Source organism: Azospirillum humicireducens, assembly GCF_001639105.2.
In the GTDB taxonomy this organism is placed as follows: domain Bacteria; phylum Pseudomonadota; class Alphaproteobacteria; order Azospirillales; family Azospirillaceae; genus Azospirillum; species Azospirillum humicireducens.
The window spans coordinates 119,653-134,411 of sequence record NZ_CP028905.1 but is presented as its reverse complement, the minus strand read 5'-3'; the positions used below and the strand labels follow the sequence as shown (position 1 = coordinate 134,411).

Sequence of the window (14,759 nt, the reverse complement as noted above, 5' to 3'; positions counted from 1 at the left end):
GCGTCGCCTTCCTCTCACAATCCTTTTCCGCCGAACGGAATTGCTCCCGCCATGAAGACTTCGACCGCTCACCTCCGCCACCGCCTGCTCTCTTCGGTGGTCCCCGCCACTGTCCTGGCGGCATCCCTGCTGGCCGCGGGCTGCGCGGTCAAACCCGAGCCGCTGACGGCCGAGGAGAACCTGGCGCGCGTGCGCAAGGATCTGGGCGTCGTGCTGGCCCCGCAGGAGCCGCTGACCAAGGCGGTCTCGATGGACGAGGCGATGGCGCGCGCCATCAAGTACAACCTCGACGAACGCGTGAAGCTGATGGAGGTGGCGGTCGCCACCGACCAGCTGGAGCTGTCGCGCTACGACATGCTGCCGCGCGTGGTGGCCGCCGCCGGCTATGTCGGGCGCAACAACGACGCCGGGTCGGAAAGCCTGAACCTCGCCACCGGCCGGCGGACGGGCGAAAGCACCACCGCCACCGACAAGCACCGCCGCACCGGCGACCTCGCCTTCACCTGGAACGTGCTGGATTTCGGCGTCAGCTATCTGCGGGCGCGGCAGAACGCCAATCTGGTGCTGATCGCCGACGAGCGCCGCCGCCGCGTCGTCCAGGGCATCATGCAGGACGTGCGCACCGCCTATTGGCGCGCCGTGGCCGCCGAACGGCTGCTGAAGCGGCTGGCGCCGGTGGAGAAGCGGGTTGAGGGGGCGCGGCGCGACGCCCGCACGCTGGAGGCCCTGCGCGTCCAGGCGCCGCTGCAGGCGCTGAACTACACCCGCAGCCTGGTGGAGACGCTGCGCCAGCTGCAGTCGCTGCGGCGCGAGCTGGTGGCGGCGAAATCGCAGCTGGGCGCACTGATGGGGCTGCCGCCGGGCGAGCCGTTCGAGATCGAGCTGCCGCCGGCCGGCGTCATGAAGGCGCCGCCCAAACTGGACGTCGCGGTGGAGGCGCTGGAGACCTACGCCCTGCTGAACCGGCCGGAGCTGCTGGAGGAGAGCTACAACCAGCGCATCTCCGCCGACGAGACCTGGCGGTCGCTGCTGAAGCTGCTGCCGGGCATCGACGTCAACTCCGCCCTGCGCTACGACAGCAACAGCTTCCTGCTGAACCAGCGCTGGGCCGATTACGGCGCGCGGATCAGCTGGAACCTGATCAACCTGATCTCCGCCCCCGCCACCAAGTCCTACGCCGAGGCGCAGGAGGAGCTGGTCGCCTTCCGCCGCCAGGCGCTGAGCATGGCGGTGCTGAGCCAGGTCCATGTGGCGGTGCTTCAGTTCCAGGAACTGAAGCAGGAATTCGCCCTGACCGCCGAGCAGGCCGACCTCGACACCCGCATCCGCTCGCAATACACCAATGTCGGCGAGGCCGGTCAGGTGGGCGAGCTGGGCGTGATCCAGTCGGAGGTGACGGCGCTGCTGTCCGACCTGCGCCGCGATCTGGTTCTGGCCGACCTGCACAATGCCTATGCCCGCGTCATGGTGTCGGCCGGCGTCGATCCGCTGCCCGAGACGATGGCGGCCGACGACCTGCCCACCCTGACCCAGGCGGTGGCCAAGGGCCTGTCCTCCTGGCAGGAGCGCGCCAACAGCGTGCTGCGCGTCAAGGACCTGGCGGCCGCCCCCCGGACCGCCGAAAAGGACGCCGCCAAGGAGACCAAGACCGAAGCGGCGAAGCCGGAAGCCCCCAAGCCGGAGCCCGTGACGCAGGAGCCGGCCAGACAGGCGATCCCGGCCGCGGCAGCCGAACCGGCCCCCGCTCCGGTCAAGGCTGCCGCTCCGGCTCCTGCCCCGGCGGCACAAGCCGCGGCTCCGGCCGCAGCCCCGGTTGCGACGGCGTCCTTCTCTCCCGTGATCCAGGCCGATCTCGGGGCTTATGCAAGCCACAGGCTTGCCGAGCAAGAATGGGGTATCATCGCCAAACGCCTGGGAGCGGAGGGCAACGGGGTTGGCGCCCTGTATGTCAGCACCCGGCGCAGCCAGGACGGCAAGACCATCGTCCAACTGCGTGCAAGCGGCTTCGCCGACCGCTCCGCGGCCGAGCGGTTCTGCCATCGTGTAAAGGATAGTCAGCGGGAATGTTCCGTTCGCACCCTTTCGGCCCAGGAAAGACAGGCCGACAGCCTGCCGGCCAATCGGCTCGCGGCGCTGTGATCCGTTCCGGTGTCGCCGCCGGCGCTGCAGCCGGCGCTCTCCTGGTCGTCCTGCTGGGTGGGGGGCTCGCCTTCACCCCGGCAGCGGCCCAGGACGCCTCGCAGGGACAGGTCCGCGCCCTGATAGAAGCCCGGCGGCATGCCGTCCTCTCCTCCGAGATTCCCGGCCGCATCGCCCGCATGGGCGTCGATGCCGGCCAGGGCTTCAAGGCCGGCGACCTGCTGGTCGCCTTCGACTGCTCCAGCTATCAGGCGGAACTGGACGGCGCCCGTGCCCAGCTGAACGCGGCCGAGGTGACGGCGCGGGTCAACCGGCGCCTGAACAGCCTGCGCTCCATCGGCGAGGCGGAGGTGCAGCTGGCCGAGGCGAAGGTCCAGGTCGCCCGCGCCGATGTCCGCAAGGCCGAGGTGCAGGCCCGGCGCTGCGACGTCAAGGCGCCCTTCGACGGCCGGGTGGTCGAACGCCGGATCCAGGAGCATGAGTCGGTCGCCGCCGGGACGCCGCTGCTGGAGATCCTGTCCGACCGCGACCTGAAGGTGGAGCTGATCGTCCCCTCCTCCTGGCTGGTGTGGCTGAAGCCGGGTCAGCGCTTCGACCTGCGCGTCGACGAGACCGGCATCACCCTGCCGGGCGAGGTGCTGCTGCCCGGCGCCAAGGTCGATCCGGCCAGTCAGTCGGTGAAGGTCACCGCCAAGCTGGCCGGCGAGGCTGCTCCGGCCGGACTGGTCGCGGGCATGAGCGGCACCGCCCTCTTCCCGGAGCCGGCGGTATCGTCGCTGCCGGCCGGGAATCAGGGAGGTGGCAATCAGGGGATTGCCAAGTCCGGAACCGCGAAGCAATGAGCGCCGCGATGGCCCAGACCTCGCCCCAGCAGGCGGGAACGCCCCAGGGCGGGGCGCAGCCGGTCAACGGCCTGCTGATGCTGCTGGAGCTGCAGCGGCAGGCCTGGCGGCAGGCGACGGCGCCGGAGCTGCGCTATCACATCGTCAACCAGACCCGCCGGCTGATCGCCTACCGGCAGGCCGCCTTCCTGACCCTGGCGGACCGGGGGCGGCCGACGCTGGAGTCTGTGTCCAACATCGCGGTTCTGGAACCGAACGCCCCCTTCGTCCAATGGCTGGAGGAGGCGGTGCGCGCCGTCGCCGCCGGACCGCAGGCCGACACCGTCCATGTCGTCGATCCCGCCGCCCTGCCCGCGGCCGTGCGCAGCGCCTGGGGAGAATGGGGGCCGGCGCAGGCGTTGTGGTGTCCGCTGCGCAAGCCGGAACCCCAGCGGGAGACCCCACCCGGCGCCCAGGCGGAAAGCCGGGACAAGGCCGCCCCGCCGCCGGCCGGCCTGTGGCTTGGCCGCGACGAACCCTGGACCGACGGCGAAATCCTGCTGCTGAGGCATCTGGCGGAGGGCTACGGCCATGCCTGGTGGGCGCTGTCGGGCAAGCGCGCCAAGCGGCGCGGACTGCGCCGCGCCCTGCTGCCGCTGCTGGTGCTGCTGGCGGTCGCCGGCGCGCTCGCCGTCCCGGTGCCGATGTCGACCCTGGCCCCGGCCGAGATCCAGACCAGCAACCCGGTGATCGTCGCCGCCCCGCTGGACGGCGTGATCGAGCGGTTCCATGTGCAGCCGAACCAGGCGGTGGCGGCCGGACAGCCGCTGTTCAGCTTCGAGTCCACCGTGCTGCGCAGCCGCTTCGAGGTGGCGCGCAAGGGGCTGACCCAGGCGGAGGCGGAGCTGCTGACCGCCTCGCAGGCCGCCTTCGCCGATCCGCAGACCAAGGCCCGCGTCGCCCAGCTCCGCGCCCAGGTGGAGCTGCGCCGGGCCGAGCTGGCGCTCGCCCGCGACCTGCTGGACCGGGTGACGGTGAAGGCCGAGCGCGCCGGCATCGCCGTCTTCACCGACGTCAACGACTGGCTGGGCAAGCCGCTGTCGGTGGGCGAGCGCGTGCTGACCCTGGCCGACCCGCAGGCGCCGGAGATCGACATCATGGTGCCGGTGGGCGACGCGCTGGTCCTGGAGCCGGGCTCGCCGGTCGAGCTGTTCCTGAACGTGGATCCGCTCCGCCCTCTCCGGGCCCGCCTGACCCATGCCAGCTACGAGGCCGGCCTGTCTGCCGCCGGCGTGCTGTCCTACCGCGTCAAGGCGGCGCTGGAACCGGGCCAGAACCCGGGGGAGGCCCCGCCGCGCATCGGCCTGCGCGGCACCGCCAAGATCCTGGGCGACCGCGTCCCGCTGGCCCTCTACCTGTTCCGCCGCCCGCTGGCCCTGCTGCGCCAGTCGCTGGGCATCTGAGGCACTGCCTCCAGGCAACCCCCAAGGCACTCAAGGACTCCCGTGTCCATCGCCCTTACGCCCGCCGCCGGTCCCGCCGCCACCCTTCGCGCCGCCGCCCAGGCCGATCCGCTGGCGTCGCTGCAGCTGCCCGGATTGCGCGACGATCTGGCCCTGCTGCCGGCGCCGGCGGGGCAGGACGGCGCGCCGGGCTGGACCATCCACGATCCGGTGCGCAACCGCTATTTCCGCATCGGGCCGGAAGGCTTCGCCCTGATCGCGCACTGGCACCACGCCAACCCGCGCGCGATCGCCGCGGCGGTGGCGGAGGAGAGCCTGTTCGAGCCGTCGGCCGACGACGTCGTGGGCTTTTACCAGTTCCTGGCGGCCAACAACCTGACCGTCACCACCGACACCGCCTTCCTGGCGCGTCAGGCGGCGGCGCGGAAAACCGGCTGGTTCTGGTGGCTGGTCCACAACTACCTGTTCTTCCGCATCCCGCTGGTGCGGCCGGACCGCTTCCTGTCGGCGACGGTGGGGCTGGTGGCGCCCTTCTACAGCCGGGCCTGGCTGGTCGTGGTGCTGCTGACAGCCGCCCTGGCCGGGCTGCTGGTGGCGCGCCAATGGGACGCCTTCCTGCACACCTTCCAGCATTTCTTCTCGCCCGAAGGGCTGGCGCTCTACGGCATCACGCTGCTGGGCACCAAGATCTGCCACGAGCTTGGCCATGCCTACACCGCCAAGCGCTTCGGCTGCCGGGTGCCGACCATGGGGGTGGCCTTCCTGGTGATGTGGCCGGTGCTCTACACCGACACCACCGATGCCTGGAGGCTGGTCTCGCGCCGGCAGCGGCTGGCGGTGGGAGCCGCCGGCATGGCCACCGAGCTGACGATCGCGGTCTTCGCCACCCTGGCCTGGAGCTTCCTGCCGGACGGGCCGCTGCGCAGTGCCGCCTATTTCCTGGCGACGGTCAGCTGGATCACCACACTGGCGATCAACATCAGCCCCTTCATGCGTTTCGACGGCTATTACCTGCTGTCCGACGCGCTGGACGTGCCCAACCTGCAGGAGCGCGGTTTCGCCATGGCGCGCTGGAAGCTGCGGGAATGGCTGTTCGGCCTCGGCATGGCCCCGCCGGAGGAGATGCCGGCGGCGCGCCGGCGCATCCTGCTGGTCTATTCCTACGTCACCTGGGTCTACCGGCTGGTGCTGTTCCTCGGCATCGCGCTGCTGGTCTACCATGTCGCCATCAAGGTATTGGGGATCCTGTTGTTCGTCATCGAGATCGGCTGGTTCATCGCGCGGCCCCTGCTGCACGAGGTGAAGGCCTGGTGGTCGTTGCGCGACCGCTTCCGGGTCAACCTGCGCACCGGGCTGACGCTGGCCGGTCTGGCGGCGGCGGTCGGGCTGACCCTGTTGCCGGTGACCGCCACCGTCTCGGTGCCGGTGGTCTGGCGGGCGTCCGGCTTCGCCACCGTCTACGCCCCCTTCCCCGCCCGGCTGGAGGAGACGCTGGTCGCCCGCGGCCAGAGCGTGGTGGAGGGCGAGCCGCTGTTCCGCCTGACCGCCCCCGATCTGGAGGGCAAGCTGCGGCAGGCCGAACTGCGCATCGACTGGATGCAGGAGCAGATCGCCCGCCTGACCGCCAGCCGCGAGCAGCTCGACCGCGTGCGGGCGATGGAGGAGGATCTGGCCGCCGCGCTCGCCGAGCGGCAGGGGCTTCTCGACAGCCGTGAGCGGCTGGTGGTGCGCGCTCCCCTGTCGGGCACCGTGCGCGACATGGAGGATGCGCTGACCCCCGGCCGCTGGATCGGGCCGAAGCTGCCGCTGGCGATGGTGGTGGCGCCCGGCAGCGGCGAACTGGTCGGCTATGTCGGCGAGGGCGATTTCGACCGGCTGAGCCCGGGCGCCGGGGCGGAGTTCCACCCGGATGACCCGCTGGCTCCCCGGCGCGCGGCGCGGGTTCGCGCGGTCGATCCGGTCGCCGTCTCGGTTCTGGACGTGCCGGCGCTCGCCTCGGTCAATGGCGGCCCGGTGGCGGTGGAGGGACAGGCGGGACCGCAACCGGGCCAACCGCATGGCAGTGCCGGCCGCAGCGCGCTCGCCCCGGTGGAGGCGGTCTACCGCATCACCCTGGACATCGAGCCGGCAAACATCGGGCCTGCCGCTGCCGGACAGCAGGGGCCGGAACGCGTCACCCGCGGCATCGTCCGCGTGGCGGGCGAGGCCCGCAGCATCGCCGAACGATTCTGGCGCGTGGCCGCATCGGTGCTGATCCGCGAAACGGGGTTCTGACCGGCTCCTTCCGGATTGCGGCAGGCGACCTACCCCATCCCCGCCGCCAGCATCCCGTCATTCGGCGCAGCGAACCCGGCCCCGGACGGGCGGACATAGCCGATCGGGTTGGGACGCAGTTCGTTTCGGCCATAGGTGATGAAGTGGATCAGCGCCTGCTGCTGATCGCTGCCGAAAGCGGCACTGAGGTCGGGGTTGGCCGTCAGATAGGCGAGCGCGTTGAAGCGGACCGGGCGCCCCTCCGCCTGTCCGGTGGACTGGTAGTGGGCGGTGGCGGCCGCGGTGTCGGTGCCGAAGGTTGCGGCCAGATCCGGGTTGGCGGCCAGATAGCTCAGCGCGTCGAAGCCGGCGGCGTCGCGCCGCGGCGTGTTGCCGTAGAGGACGATATAGAGCTTCAACTGCTGCTCGTTGCCCGAAAAGACGCTCAGCAGGTCCGGGTTGGTCAGCAGATAATCGCGGGCGTTGAAGCTGGTGCTGCGTTTCTCCAGCCGGCCGTAGCGGATGTAATGCTCCGCCGCCCGCGTGGAATCGGTGCCAAAGGCGGCGGCGAGATCGGGATTTGCCGCCAGATAGGAGAGCGCGTCGAAGCTGCTGCCGCGCCCTTCCTGCTGGCCGTAGAACAGGTAATGGCGGACCCCCGCCGCCGGGTCGGGCCCGAAGGCGGCGGCGAGGTCGGTGTTGGCGGCCAGATACCCCAGGCTGTCGAAGCCGACGCCGCGCCCTTCCCGGCGGCCGTGGGAGAGGTAATGGCGGACCGCCGCCGCCGGGTCGAGCCCGAAGGCGGCGGCGACATCCGGGTTCGACACCAGATAGCCGTAGCCGTCGAAACGGGTGCCGCGTCCCTCGCGCTGGCCGTAGGTCAGGTAATGGCGGGTGGCGGCGACGGCATCGGTACCGAAGGCGGCGGCCAGATCGGCGTTGGCAGCCAGATAGGCCAGCGGATCGAAGCTGCCGGCGCTGCGCCCTTCCCGGCGGCCGACGGCCAGATAATGCCGGGTCGCCGCGTTGCGGTCGTACCCGAAGGCGGTGGCCAGGTCCGGGTTGGCCGCCAGATAGGAGAGCGGGTCGAAGGAGCCGGTCGCCCGCCCCTCTGCCCGGCCGGAGCGCAGGTAATGCTCGCGCGCGGCGGCCTCGTCGGTGCCGAAGACGGCGACGAGGTCGGGGTTGGAGGCGAGGTAGGCCAGCGGGTCGAACCCGGCCATCGTCTCGGCCAGCGAGGTGACCCGCAGCGTCACGGTCTGGCCGCTGACCGCACCCTGGCTGTCGGTGACGGTATAGGCGAAGGAGCCGGGCGTCCCCGATGTCCCGGACGGCGCCTGATAGGTCAGTCCGGCCAGATCGGCTATGCCGAGCGTCATGCCGGCGGTGACGGGGCTGCCGTTCGCCAGCCGCAGGATGCCGCCGGTCGGCAGCCGGGCCAGGGTGACGACCATGCTGTCGCCCTCGTCCGGATCGCTCGGCCGATCGATGCCCAGCGATATGGCCGGCCCGCCTTCCTGCACGACCAGCGTCTTGTCCGACTGGACGGCCGGCGGCCGGTTGGCGGGGCGGGAGGCGACGATGAAGCCGATCCAGAGGCTCCACGCCACGCCGTTGTAGGCGCGCACCGACAGCGCGTCGAGGCTGGTCAGGGAGGAGGCGGCGAAGGTGACGCCGGCGAAGGCCGCCGCACTCAGCGAGACCACGGCACCCGTCGCCTGGGCCACCCCGCCGACCATGATGGAGCCGGCGCCCTGGGTGTTGTCGACCAGCTCATATTGGGTGACGAGGCCGCCGGCCGGGTCGGTCGCCGTCACCAGGCTGGCAAGGCCGATCGAAGAGCCGATGGAAACCCGGCCGGTCCGGGCGGTCACCGCCGGGGGCAGCAGGCTGATCCGGGTGTCGGCGAACAGGGCATATTCGACGTCGGTCAGCGTGTCGGTGCCTTCGCTGCCGCCGGAGATGGTGGCGCGATCGGCGGTGACGGTGACGGTGTAGGAGGCGCGGCTGCCATTGTAGACCGCGGTGTCGATGCCGCCGCCGCCCTGCAGCGTGTCGTCGCCCGCCCCCCCGGTCAGCGTGTCGGAGCCCTCGCCGCCGGTCAGCAGGTTGCTGGCGGTGTTGCCGATCAGGATGTCGTTGCCGCTGCCGCCGATGGCGGTCTCGATGGTGACGCCGTCGGCGATGACCACATTGCCGACCGCCAGCCCGCCCGACCCGTTGGGACCGATGGAGCTGAAGGCGCCGGGCGTCAGATCGATGCTGACGGCCGACACCTGCCCGCTGGCGTCGATGCTGTCGGTGCCGCCGGCATCCCAGATGGCCTGGCTGACAGCGACGGTGTTGCTGGCGAACGCATAGCGGTCGTCGCCGATGCGGGTGGCGGTGTTGGCGCCGTACAGGTACTGGGCAGCCGCGATGTCGTACAGCGCCGGCCCCGTCGCCAGCCCGTTCAGGCCCAGGCTGGGGTGCCGGTTGTAGGACATGAGCGTGTAGCGGTAATTGTCCTCGGCCGAGGACAGATAGGGCGGCTCGCCCCCGCCGCCGGTGGCGTTGTAGTTGCCGGGATGCTTCAGCCCGATGGCGTGGCCGATCTCGTGCAGGATGGTCAGGTAGCCGTAGGTTCCGGGCGTCGGGCTGGTGTTGGTCGAGCTGTTGTTGGCGAGATAGATGTCGCCGCCGCCGCCATAGAGCGATCCGGTCGGATAGTAGGCGTAGGCGGCGCTGGAGCTTTGCCGGTTGGTGCCGAGGCGGATCGACCCGCCTTGCCCGCCGTTGGCGCTGTCGGAGGTTTCGACGAAGAAGATGTTGGCGACGGCGCTCCAGGCGGCGAAGGCCTGGCGCGCCGCGTCGCGCTGCGTGGCGGACAGCGGCGCGAACCCGGTGGTGTCGGAACCGGAGGCGTAGGACGGCGCCTGCTCCATGAAGCTGTAGCTGACCGTCGCCCCGCTGCCGACCCCGCCGCTGCCCCAGCGCGGCGTCCCCGTCGCCAGCAGGGTCGAGATGGTGGAGAAGGAGGCTCCCTGCGGCAGCGCACCTTGCGGATCGATGCCGGCGGCGATGGGGGCGGCGCTCCAGCCGACGGCATTGCACAGCAGGCAGGCGCAGGGTGGAAAGGTGCCGGCCGGACCGTCGGACAGGTTGGAAAGGGTGTTCGTCATCGCCGGGAGGAAATCCGCGCCGCGGGCTGCGGCTCCGTTATTCTACAATCTTTCATTCCCCGATCGAAAGGGGAGGCGAATCCGGACCTTTTTTCCTGTCGGACGGCACGCCGCGGCTCTCCCTCCCACTCATCTCTTCCGGGCGATCAGTTCCTCGAACACCGCCTCGATGCGGTCGACGGAGCGGGCGACGGTGAAGTCGCGCGCGCGGTCGCGGCCGGACAGGGCCATGCGCAGCCAGCCGGCGCGGTCCCCGATCAGGCGGCGCAGGCAGCCGGCGAGCGCCTCGTGGTCTTCCGCCTTGAACAGCAGGCCGTCCACCCCGTCGCGCAGCACCTCGCCGCTGCCGCCGGTGCCGCTGCCGATCACGGTCAGGCCGGCGGCCATCGCCTCCACCTGCGAGATGCCGAAGGGTTCCTGGAAGACGCTGGGGAAGACCAGGACGTTGCAGCGGGCGAACAGGCCGGACAGGCCGCGGCGGTCGAGAAAACCGGAGAAGTGCACCTTGCCGGCCATGCCCTGGCGCTCCACGAAGTCGCGGCAGCGGGCCGCAAGGTCGGCATCCGGCGCCTCCCCGGCGAAGGTGCAATCGAAGTCGATGCCCTCGCGGTGCAGAATTCCCAACGCGTTGACCAGCGTCTGCGGCCCCTTGTAGTTGACGAACAGGCTGGCGAAGGCGATGCGCAGCCGGTCGGTCGCGGGCATCGCCGCGCGGTGGAAGTAATCGACGCGGGCGCCGGGATGGATCACCGTGGCGGGCAGGCCATAGCCGCCGGCGGCCAGCCGCTCCGCCACCCAGCCGCTGGCCGGCCCGGCGCGGTAGAGAGGGGAGCGGGGCGCCGCCTCGGGCGCGTAGCCGGGATGCTGGTTGCCCAGGCAATGCAGCACCGGAACGCCGATCTGCCGGGTCAGCGGGTCGAGGAACTCGGTCGCCAGCATGTCGAGGTTGCCGACCAGACAGGCGTCGGCGCGGAAGTCGCGGGCGGTCTCCAGCACGCGGCGGATGTTGGCGCGGATCAGGGCGGCACAATGGGCCCGATCGTCGTGGATGAAGGCCCGCCCGTCCTTCCAATATCCATAAAGGGTCAGCGACCGGTCGACATGCCCCTCGATGTCCTCGGTCCCGGCCATGCCCGGCCGGGCGAGGGCGGGCATGTCGGCGGTCAGCACCTTCACCGTATGACCGCGGCGGATCAGTTCGGCCGAGAATTCCCACAGCTTGCGGCCGTAGCCGCCGAATTCCTGCGGCGGGAACAGGTTGGTGACCACCAGGATGCGGCGGGGCCGCCCGGTCGAGGGGGCCGTCGCCTGCCGGAACAGCGCGTGGTAGCGCTCGAGCGACGGATGGCTGCCGGCCGCCGCGGCGACGGCGCCGGCGTCCAGGTCGGGGGCAGGATCGGCAATCCCGGCGAACCGGGCGGCACGGCGGGCCTCGTTCAGATAGATGGCCGCCTCCACCGGGCGTCCGCCCGCCGCGCACAGGCGGGCCAGCCCGGCGAGCGCATCCGGCTGCTGGCGATCCAGCCCGACGGCGCGCAGCAGGAACCGCTCCGCCAGGGCAGTCTCGCCGAAGCGGGCGGCGAGCCGGGCGACGCCGGCCATCTGCTCGGCGGTCCGCAGCATCGGCTCCAGCGCCGCGAGGCGGGCGCGCCGCAGGTCCGGGTCCAGTGCCTCCGCCGGAACCGGGTCGGACAGCGAGCGGCCGGCATAGCGCAGGGCGTCGGCGCATTGGAACAGGATGCCGCCGGGTTCGGTAGGCACGAAGCCCCAGCCGGCAAGATGGGCGGCCGCCGCGGCATGGTCCTGCGCCGAGACGGTCGGACAGAGGACGGAAGCGCCGGGCAGCCGGGACATCCGGCGGTCGGTCCCCGCCCGGTCCGGCCAGGGCAGCAGCGTCACCGCATCATCCCGCACCCGCTCGGCAGAGGGCGGCAACGGCAGGGCAACCGGGCCGGCCGCGTCGCCCGGCGCGGCGAAGTCCACCCGCGGCAGGTCTTGGGCCATCAGGCGCAGGTCGGCGGCGAAACCGTCCGCATCCCCGCCGGCATGGACGGTCAGCCGCGACGCCGTCAGCTGCAGCCGCTGCAGCGCCTCGTAGGCGGCAAGGCGGCGGCGGAAGCCGAGGCTGCGGGCCGGCCGCGGCGCCAGCCCGCGCCGCTCCCCGCGCACCTCCAGCGCCGGATCGACGCGGTCGTCGAAAACGGCGGCGAAGAACTGGGCGCGCTTGACCTGCGGGCTGTGGAATTCCAGCAGATGCGCCTGTCCGGCCCGGCGGATCGCCATCGCCTGGTCCGGGTGGTCGAGGTAATGGCGCGCCAGATCCACCAGCTCGTCCGGCGAACGGTATGTCACGAGATGACGGCCGGGGGTGAAGCAGCGCTCCAGCCCGGCCTCCGGCGACAGCGCGTCGGTCAGCAGGAAGCCGCCGGCGCCCAGCGCCTCGAAGACGCGCAGGTTGAGGTCGCCATTCAGCGAGACGTTCAGCGTGACCTGCGAGGCGGCGTAGACGTCGGCCGCCCTCTCCGGCTCGCCGCGCATGCCGAGCAGCGGCAGACCGGCCGCGGTCAGCCGGTCCAGCACATGGCGGCGCCAGGGATGGAAGGTGCCGATCTGGCCGACGAAGGTGAGGGGTATCGGGGGATCCGCCGGGATGTCGCGCCGGCGCAGCCCGTAATCGACCGCCGGGATCCAGTAGACCCGATCGAACCCAGCCTCCAGGAACAGATGGGCGTGCTGGCGGGTGTGGTCGAGCATCACCGCATCGAAATCCTCCATCGCGCCATAGGACAGCAACGTGCGCAGGGGAGATGCGAAATGATGGGTGTCGCCGACCAGCAGCAGCTTGGTGCCCGGCAGCCGGTCCAGCCCGCGGGGCAGGTTGCGCCGGGTGGCGTCGGCCTTCACCACGATCAGCTCAGGGCGCTGGTGCGCCGGCAGCCGGGCGACGACGGCCGGCAGATCATATTCGCCGAACGGGGTGTTCAGCGAGGAGAAGCCGTCGCCATCCTCCACCGTCGGGCAGTCGGGACCGCAGAACAGCTCCCGCTCCGAGAACAGCGGCCGGCGGTAGTAGCCGGGCGGGGCCAGGCAGCAGAAGAGCGTGACGGGATCGGGCAGTCCGGAGGGGGGCGGAGGGGTCACAGCGCGTCGCACTCCCGCAGCAGGGCGATCAGCCGGCGGGTGGCGGCCTGCCAGCTGAACTGCGCCAGCAGGTGGGCCTGCGCCGACCGGCGGGTGGCGGCCGGATCGTCGATCACCGCGCGCAGCAGCCGGGCGGCCTCGTTCTCGTCGGGACTCCACCAGTCCTGTCTGGCATAGCCGCCGATGCCGGGCGTGACCGTGGCGGGGATCATGTGCGCCACCCGCTCGTCCAGATAGGCCCGATAGGCGCTGTGGTCGGGGGCCAGCAGGGTCAGGCCCATGGCGCCGGCCTGGGCCATCGGCAAGTCCCAGCCCTCGCCGTGCGACATGCTCCAGTAATGGGTGGAGGCGGCGTGCAGCGACATCATCGCCGCATCCGACAGCTTGCCTTCCACCAGGAAGATCGGCGCCACCTGCGTCAGCGGCCGGCCGGCCTGCTCCGACGCCTGTCTCAGCAGCCCGCCGATCCTGTCGGCGATCCCCCCGCCCTTGCCGGCCTTCAGCAGCAGGGCCGCCGGGTCCTCCGGCCGCGTCGTCCGCACCCAGACGCGGAGGAGCCCGATCAGGTTCTTGCGTTCATTGAAGTCGGAGACGTTCAGGATGCGCACCGGGTAATCGGCGAACCGGCGGCCGATATGGTCGGTGATGACGATGGGGGCGATACCTCCGGGATCGATCCCGTCCACCCCGGCGGGGCAGATGTGGATGCGCTCCGCCGGATGGCCGGCGCGCAGCCAGGCGGCGCGCGAGGAGTCGGTGGCGACCACGACATGATCGTGGCGCCGGCTGAGCCCCGCCCACAGGGGTGGGATGTCGATCCCCTCGAACATGCTGAAATTGACGGTCTTCAGACCGGGGATGCACTCCACCGCCGGCGGCGTGGTGATCGACAGCACCGCCTTGGCCCGCACCGGACGGTCGAGCGAGAGCAGCAGCGGATCGATCATGCTGTCCGGAAGATTGTCCCCTTGGCCATAGTTCAGGTCGACCAGCCGGACGGCGATCCCGGCCGCCACCAGCTCCTGGACGAAACGGCGCACGACATAGGCATAGCCGCTGCTGTCGCGGAACACCCCGCGGACGATCAGACCCGGCGGCAGGGACGGGTCGGCCGCATCGTCGCGGAGGCTGCGGGCGGTGGCGCAACGCTCCAGGGCGCAGCGCAGGGTCACCGCGGGAGCGCCGCCGCCGCTTTCCACCGCGGCGGCCCGGCGCAGAAGCCGTTCGGCCTCGTCGATCCGTCCGCAGGCGAGCGCGTCGGTCCCCAGGCGCGTCAGGGTGGGAATGCAGGACGGTTCCGACACCAGCTTGCGGCGGAAATGCGCCGTGGCCTCGTCCAGCCGGCCCATGGCCATCAGGATGCCGGCCTGGTTGAACAGGGCGGCGGGATGGTCCGGCTGCAGCCGAAGCGCGCGGGCAACGATGCGTGTCCCATGCCGCTGGTCGATGCGGCGCTGCAGCAGGCCCAGCAGATGAAGGGCATCCATATGGGCCGGATCGCTGACCAGGATGAGGCGATAGAGCCTCGCCGCCAGATCGGCGTCGCCGGTCCGGTGCAGGTCGGCGGCCCGGGTCAGGATGTCGTGGATCGAGGTCATGCGCGGGCGCTGTTCCGGAACCGGGGACGAAGGACGGAGCAAGGAGAGGAGGAAGCGGGGAGAGGGATTGGATATCCGGATCGGGAAGCCGGAAGGCGACGGAAGATCGGTGAAATTGCCGAGGCTTGCAACAAGGCAGCTTGACCCTCCAGCCGGAGCGGGTGCAAGTCAGGGCGCGCGCGC

At 71.3% G+C, this 14,759-nt stretch carries 7 protein-coding genes; 4 read left to right on the top strand and 3 right to left on the bottom strand.

Annotation, left to right across the window (positions count from 1 at the left end):
* Positions 1-51: 51 nt before the first annotated feature.
* From A6A40_RS23665 to A6A40_RS23650, 4 genes are read left to right on the top strand one after another with little or no spacing between them, the layout of a single operon-like run.
* Entirely contained in the window at positions 52-2,139 is a 2,088-nt protein-coding gene (locus A6A40_RS23665) for a TolC family protein (RefSeq protein WP_236783998.1), read from the top strand.
* A complete protein-coding gene (locus A6A40_RS23660) occupies positions 2,136-2,981 on the top strand; it encodes an efflux RND transporter periplasmic adaptor subunit (RefSeq protein ID WP_236783997.1) in 846 nt (281 codons plus the stop codon). The genes A6A40_RS23665 and A6A40_RS23660 overlap by 4 nt, the downstream gene beginning before the upstream one ends.
* Complete coding sequence (locus A6A40_RS23655; protein WP_108548338.1) at positions 2,978-4,423, top strand: efflux RND transporter periplasmic adaptor subunit; 1,446 nt, start codon at positions 2,978-2,980, stop codon at positions 4,421-4,423. Before A6A40_RS23660 ends, A6A40_RS23655 begins: the two co-directional genes overlap by 4 nt.
* A gap of 42 nt (positions 4,424-4,465) precedes the next feature.
* Entirely contained in the window at positions 4,466-6,697 is a 2,232-nt protein-coding gene (locus tag A6A40_RS23650) for a biotin/lipoyl-binding protein (RefSeq protein WP_108548337.1), read from the top strand.
* 29 nt (positions 6,698-6,726) lie between these two features.
* Here the strand turns inward: A6A40_RS23650 and A6A40_RS23645 are convergent, their stop codons facing one another.
* From A6A40_RS23645 to A6A40_RS23635, 3 genes are all read right to left on the bottom strand, one after another.
* Positions 6,727-9,837 carry a M10 family metallopeptidase C-terminal domain-containing protein gene (locus A6A40_RS23645; protein WP_108548336.1) on the bottom strand — a complete coding sequence of 1,037 codons (3,111 nt, stop codon included), beginning with the start codon at positions 9,835-9,837 and terminating at the stop codon, positions 6,727-6,729.
* A gap of 129 nt (positions 9,838-9,966) precedes the next feature.
* Entirely contained in the window at positions 9,967-12,978 is a 3,012-nt protein-coding gene (locus A6A40_RS23640; protein ID WP_236783996.1) for a glycosyltransferase family protein, read from the bottom strand.
* Positions 12,975-14,576 (bottom strand): tetratricopeptide repeat-containing glycosyltransferase family protein, encoded by a 1,602-nt coding sequence (locus A6A40_RS23635; RefSeq protein WP_108548335.1) that lies wholly within the window; start codon positions 14,574-14,576, stop codon positions 12,975-12,977. The genes A6A40_RS23640 and A6A40_RS23635 overlap by 4 nt, the downstream gene beginning before the upstream one ends.
* Positions 14,577-14,759 lie beyond the last annotated feature (183 nt).

What these genes read in the sequence shown, in the direction of transcription:
- A6A40_RS23635 (WP_108548335.1), bottom strand. Translation starts at nt 14,576, where the DNA reads ATGACCTCGATCCACGACATCCTGACCCGGGCCGCCGACCTGCACCGG.
- A6A40_RS23655 (WP_108548338.1), top strand. Translation starts at nt 2,978, where the DNA reads ATGAGCGCCGCGATGGCCCAGACCTCGCCCCAGCAGGCGGGAACGCCC.
- A6A40_RS23665 (WP_236783998.1), top strand. Translation starts at nt 52, where the DNA reads ATGAAGACTTCGACCGCTCACCTCCGCCACCGCCTGCTCTCTTCGGTG.
- A6A40_RS23645 (WP_108548336.1), bottom strand. Translation starts at nt 9,837, where the DNA reads ATGACGAACACCCTTTCCAACCTGTCCGACGGTCCGGCCGGCACCTTT.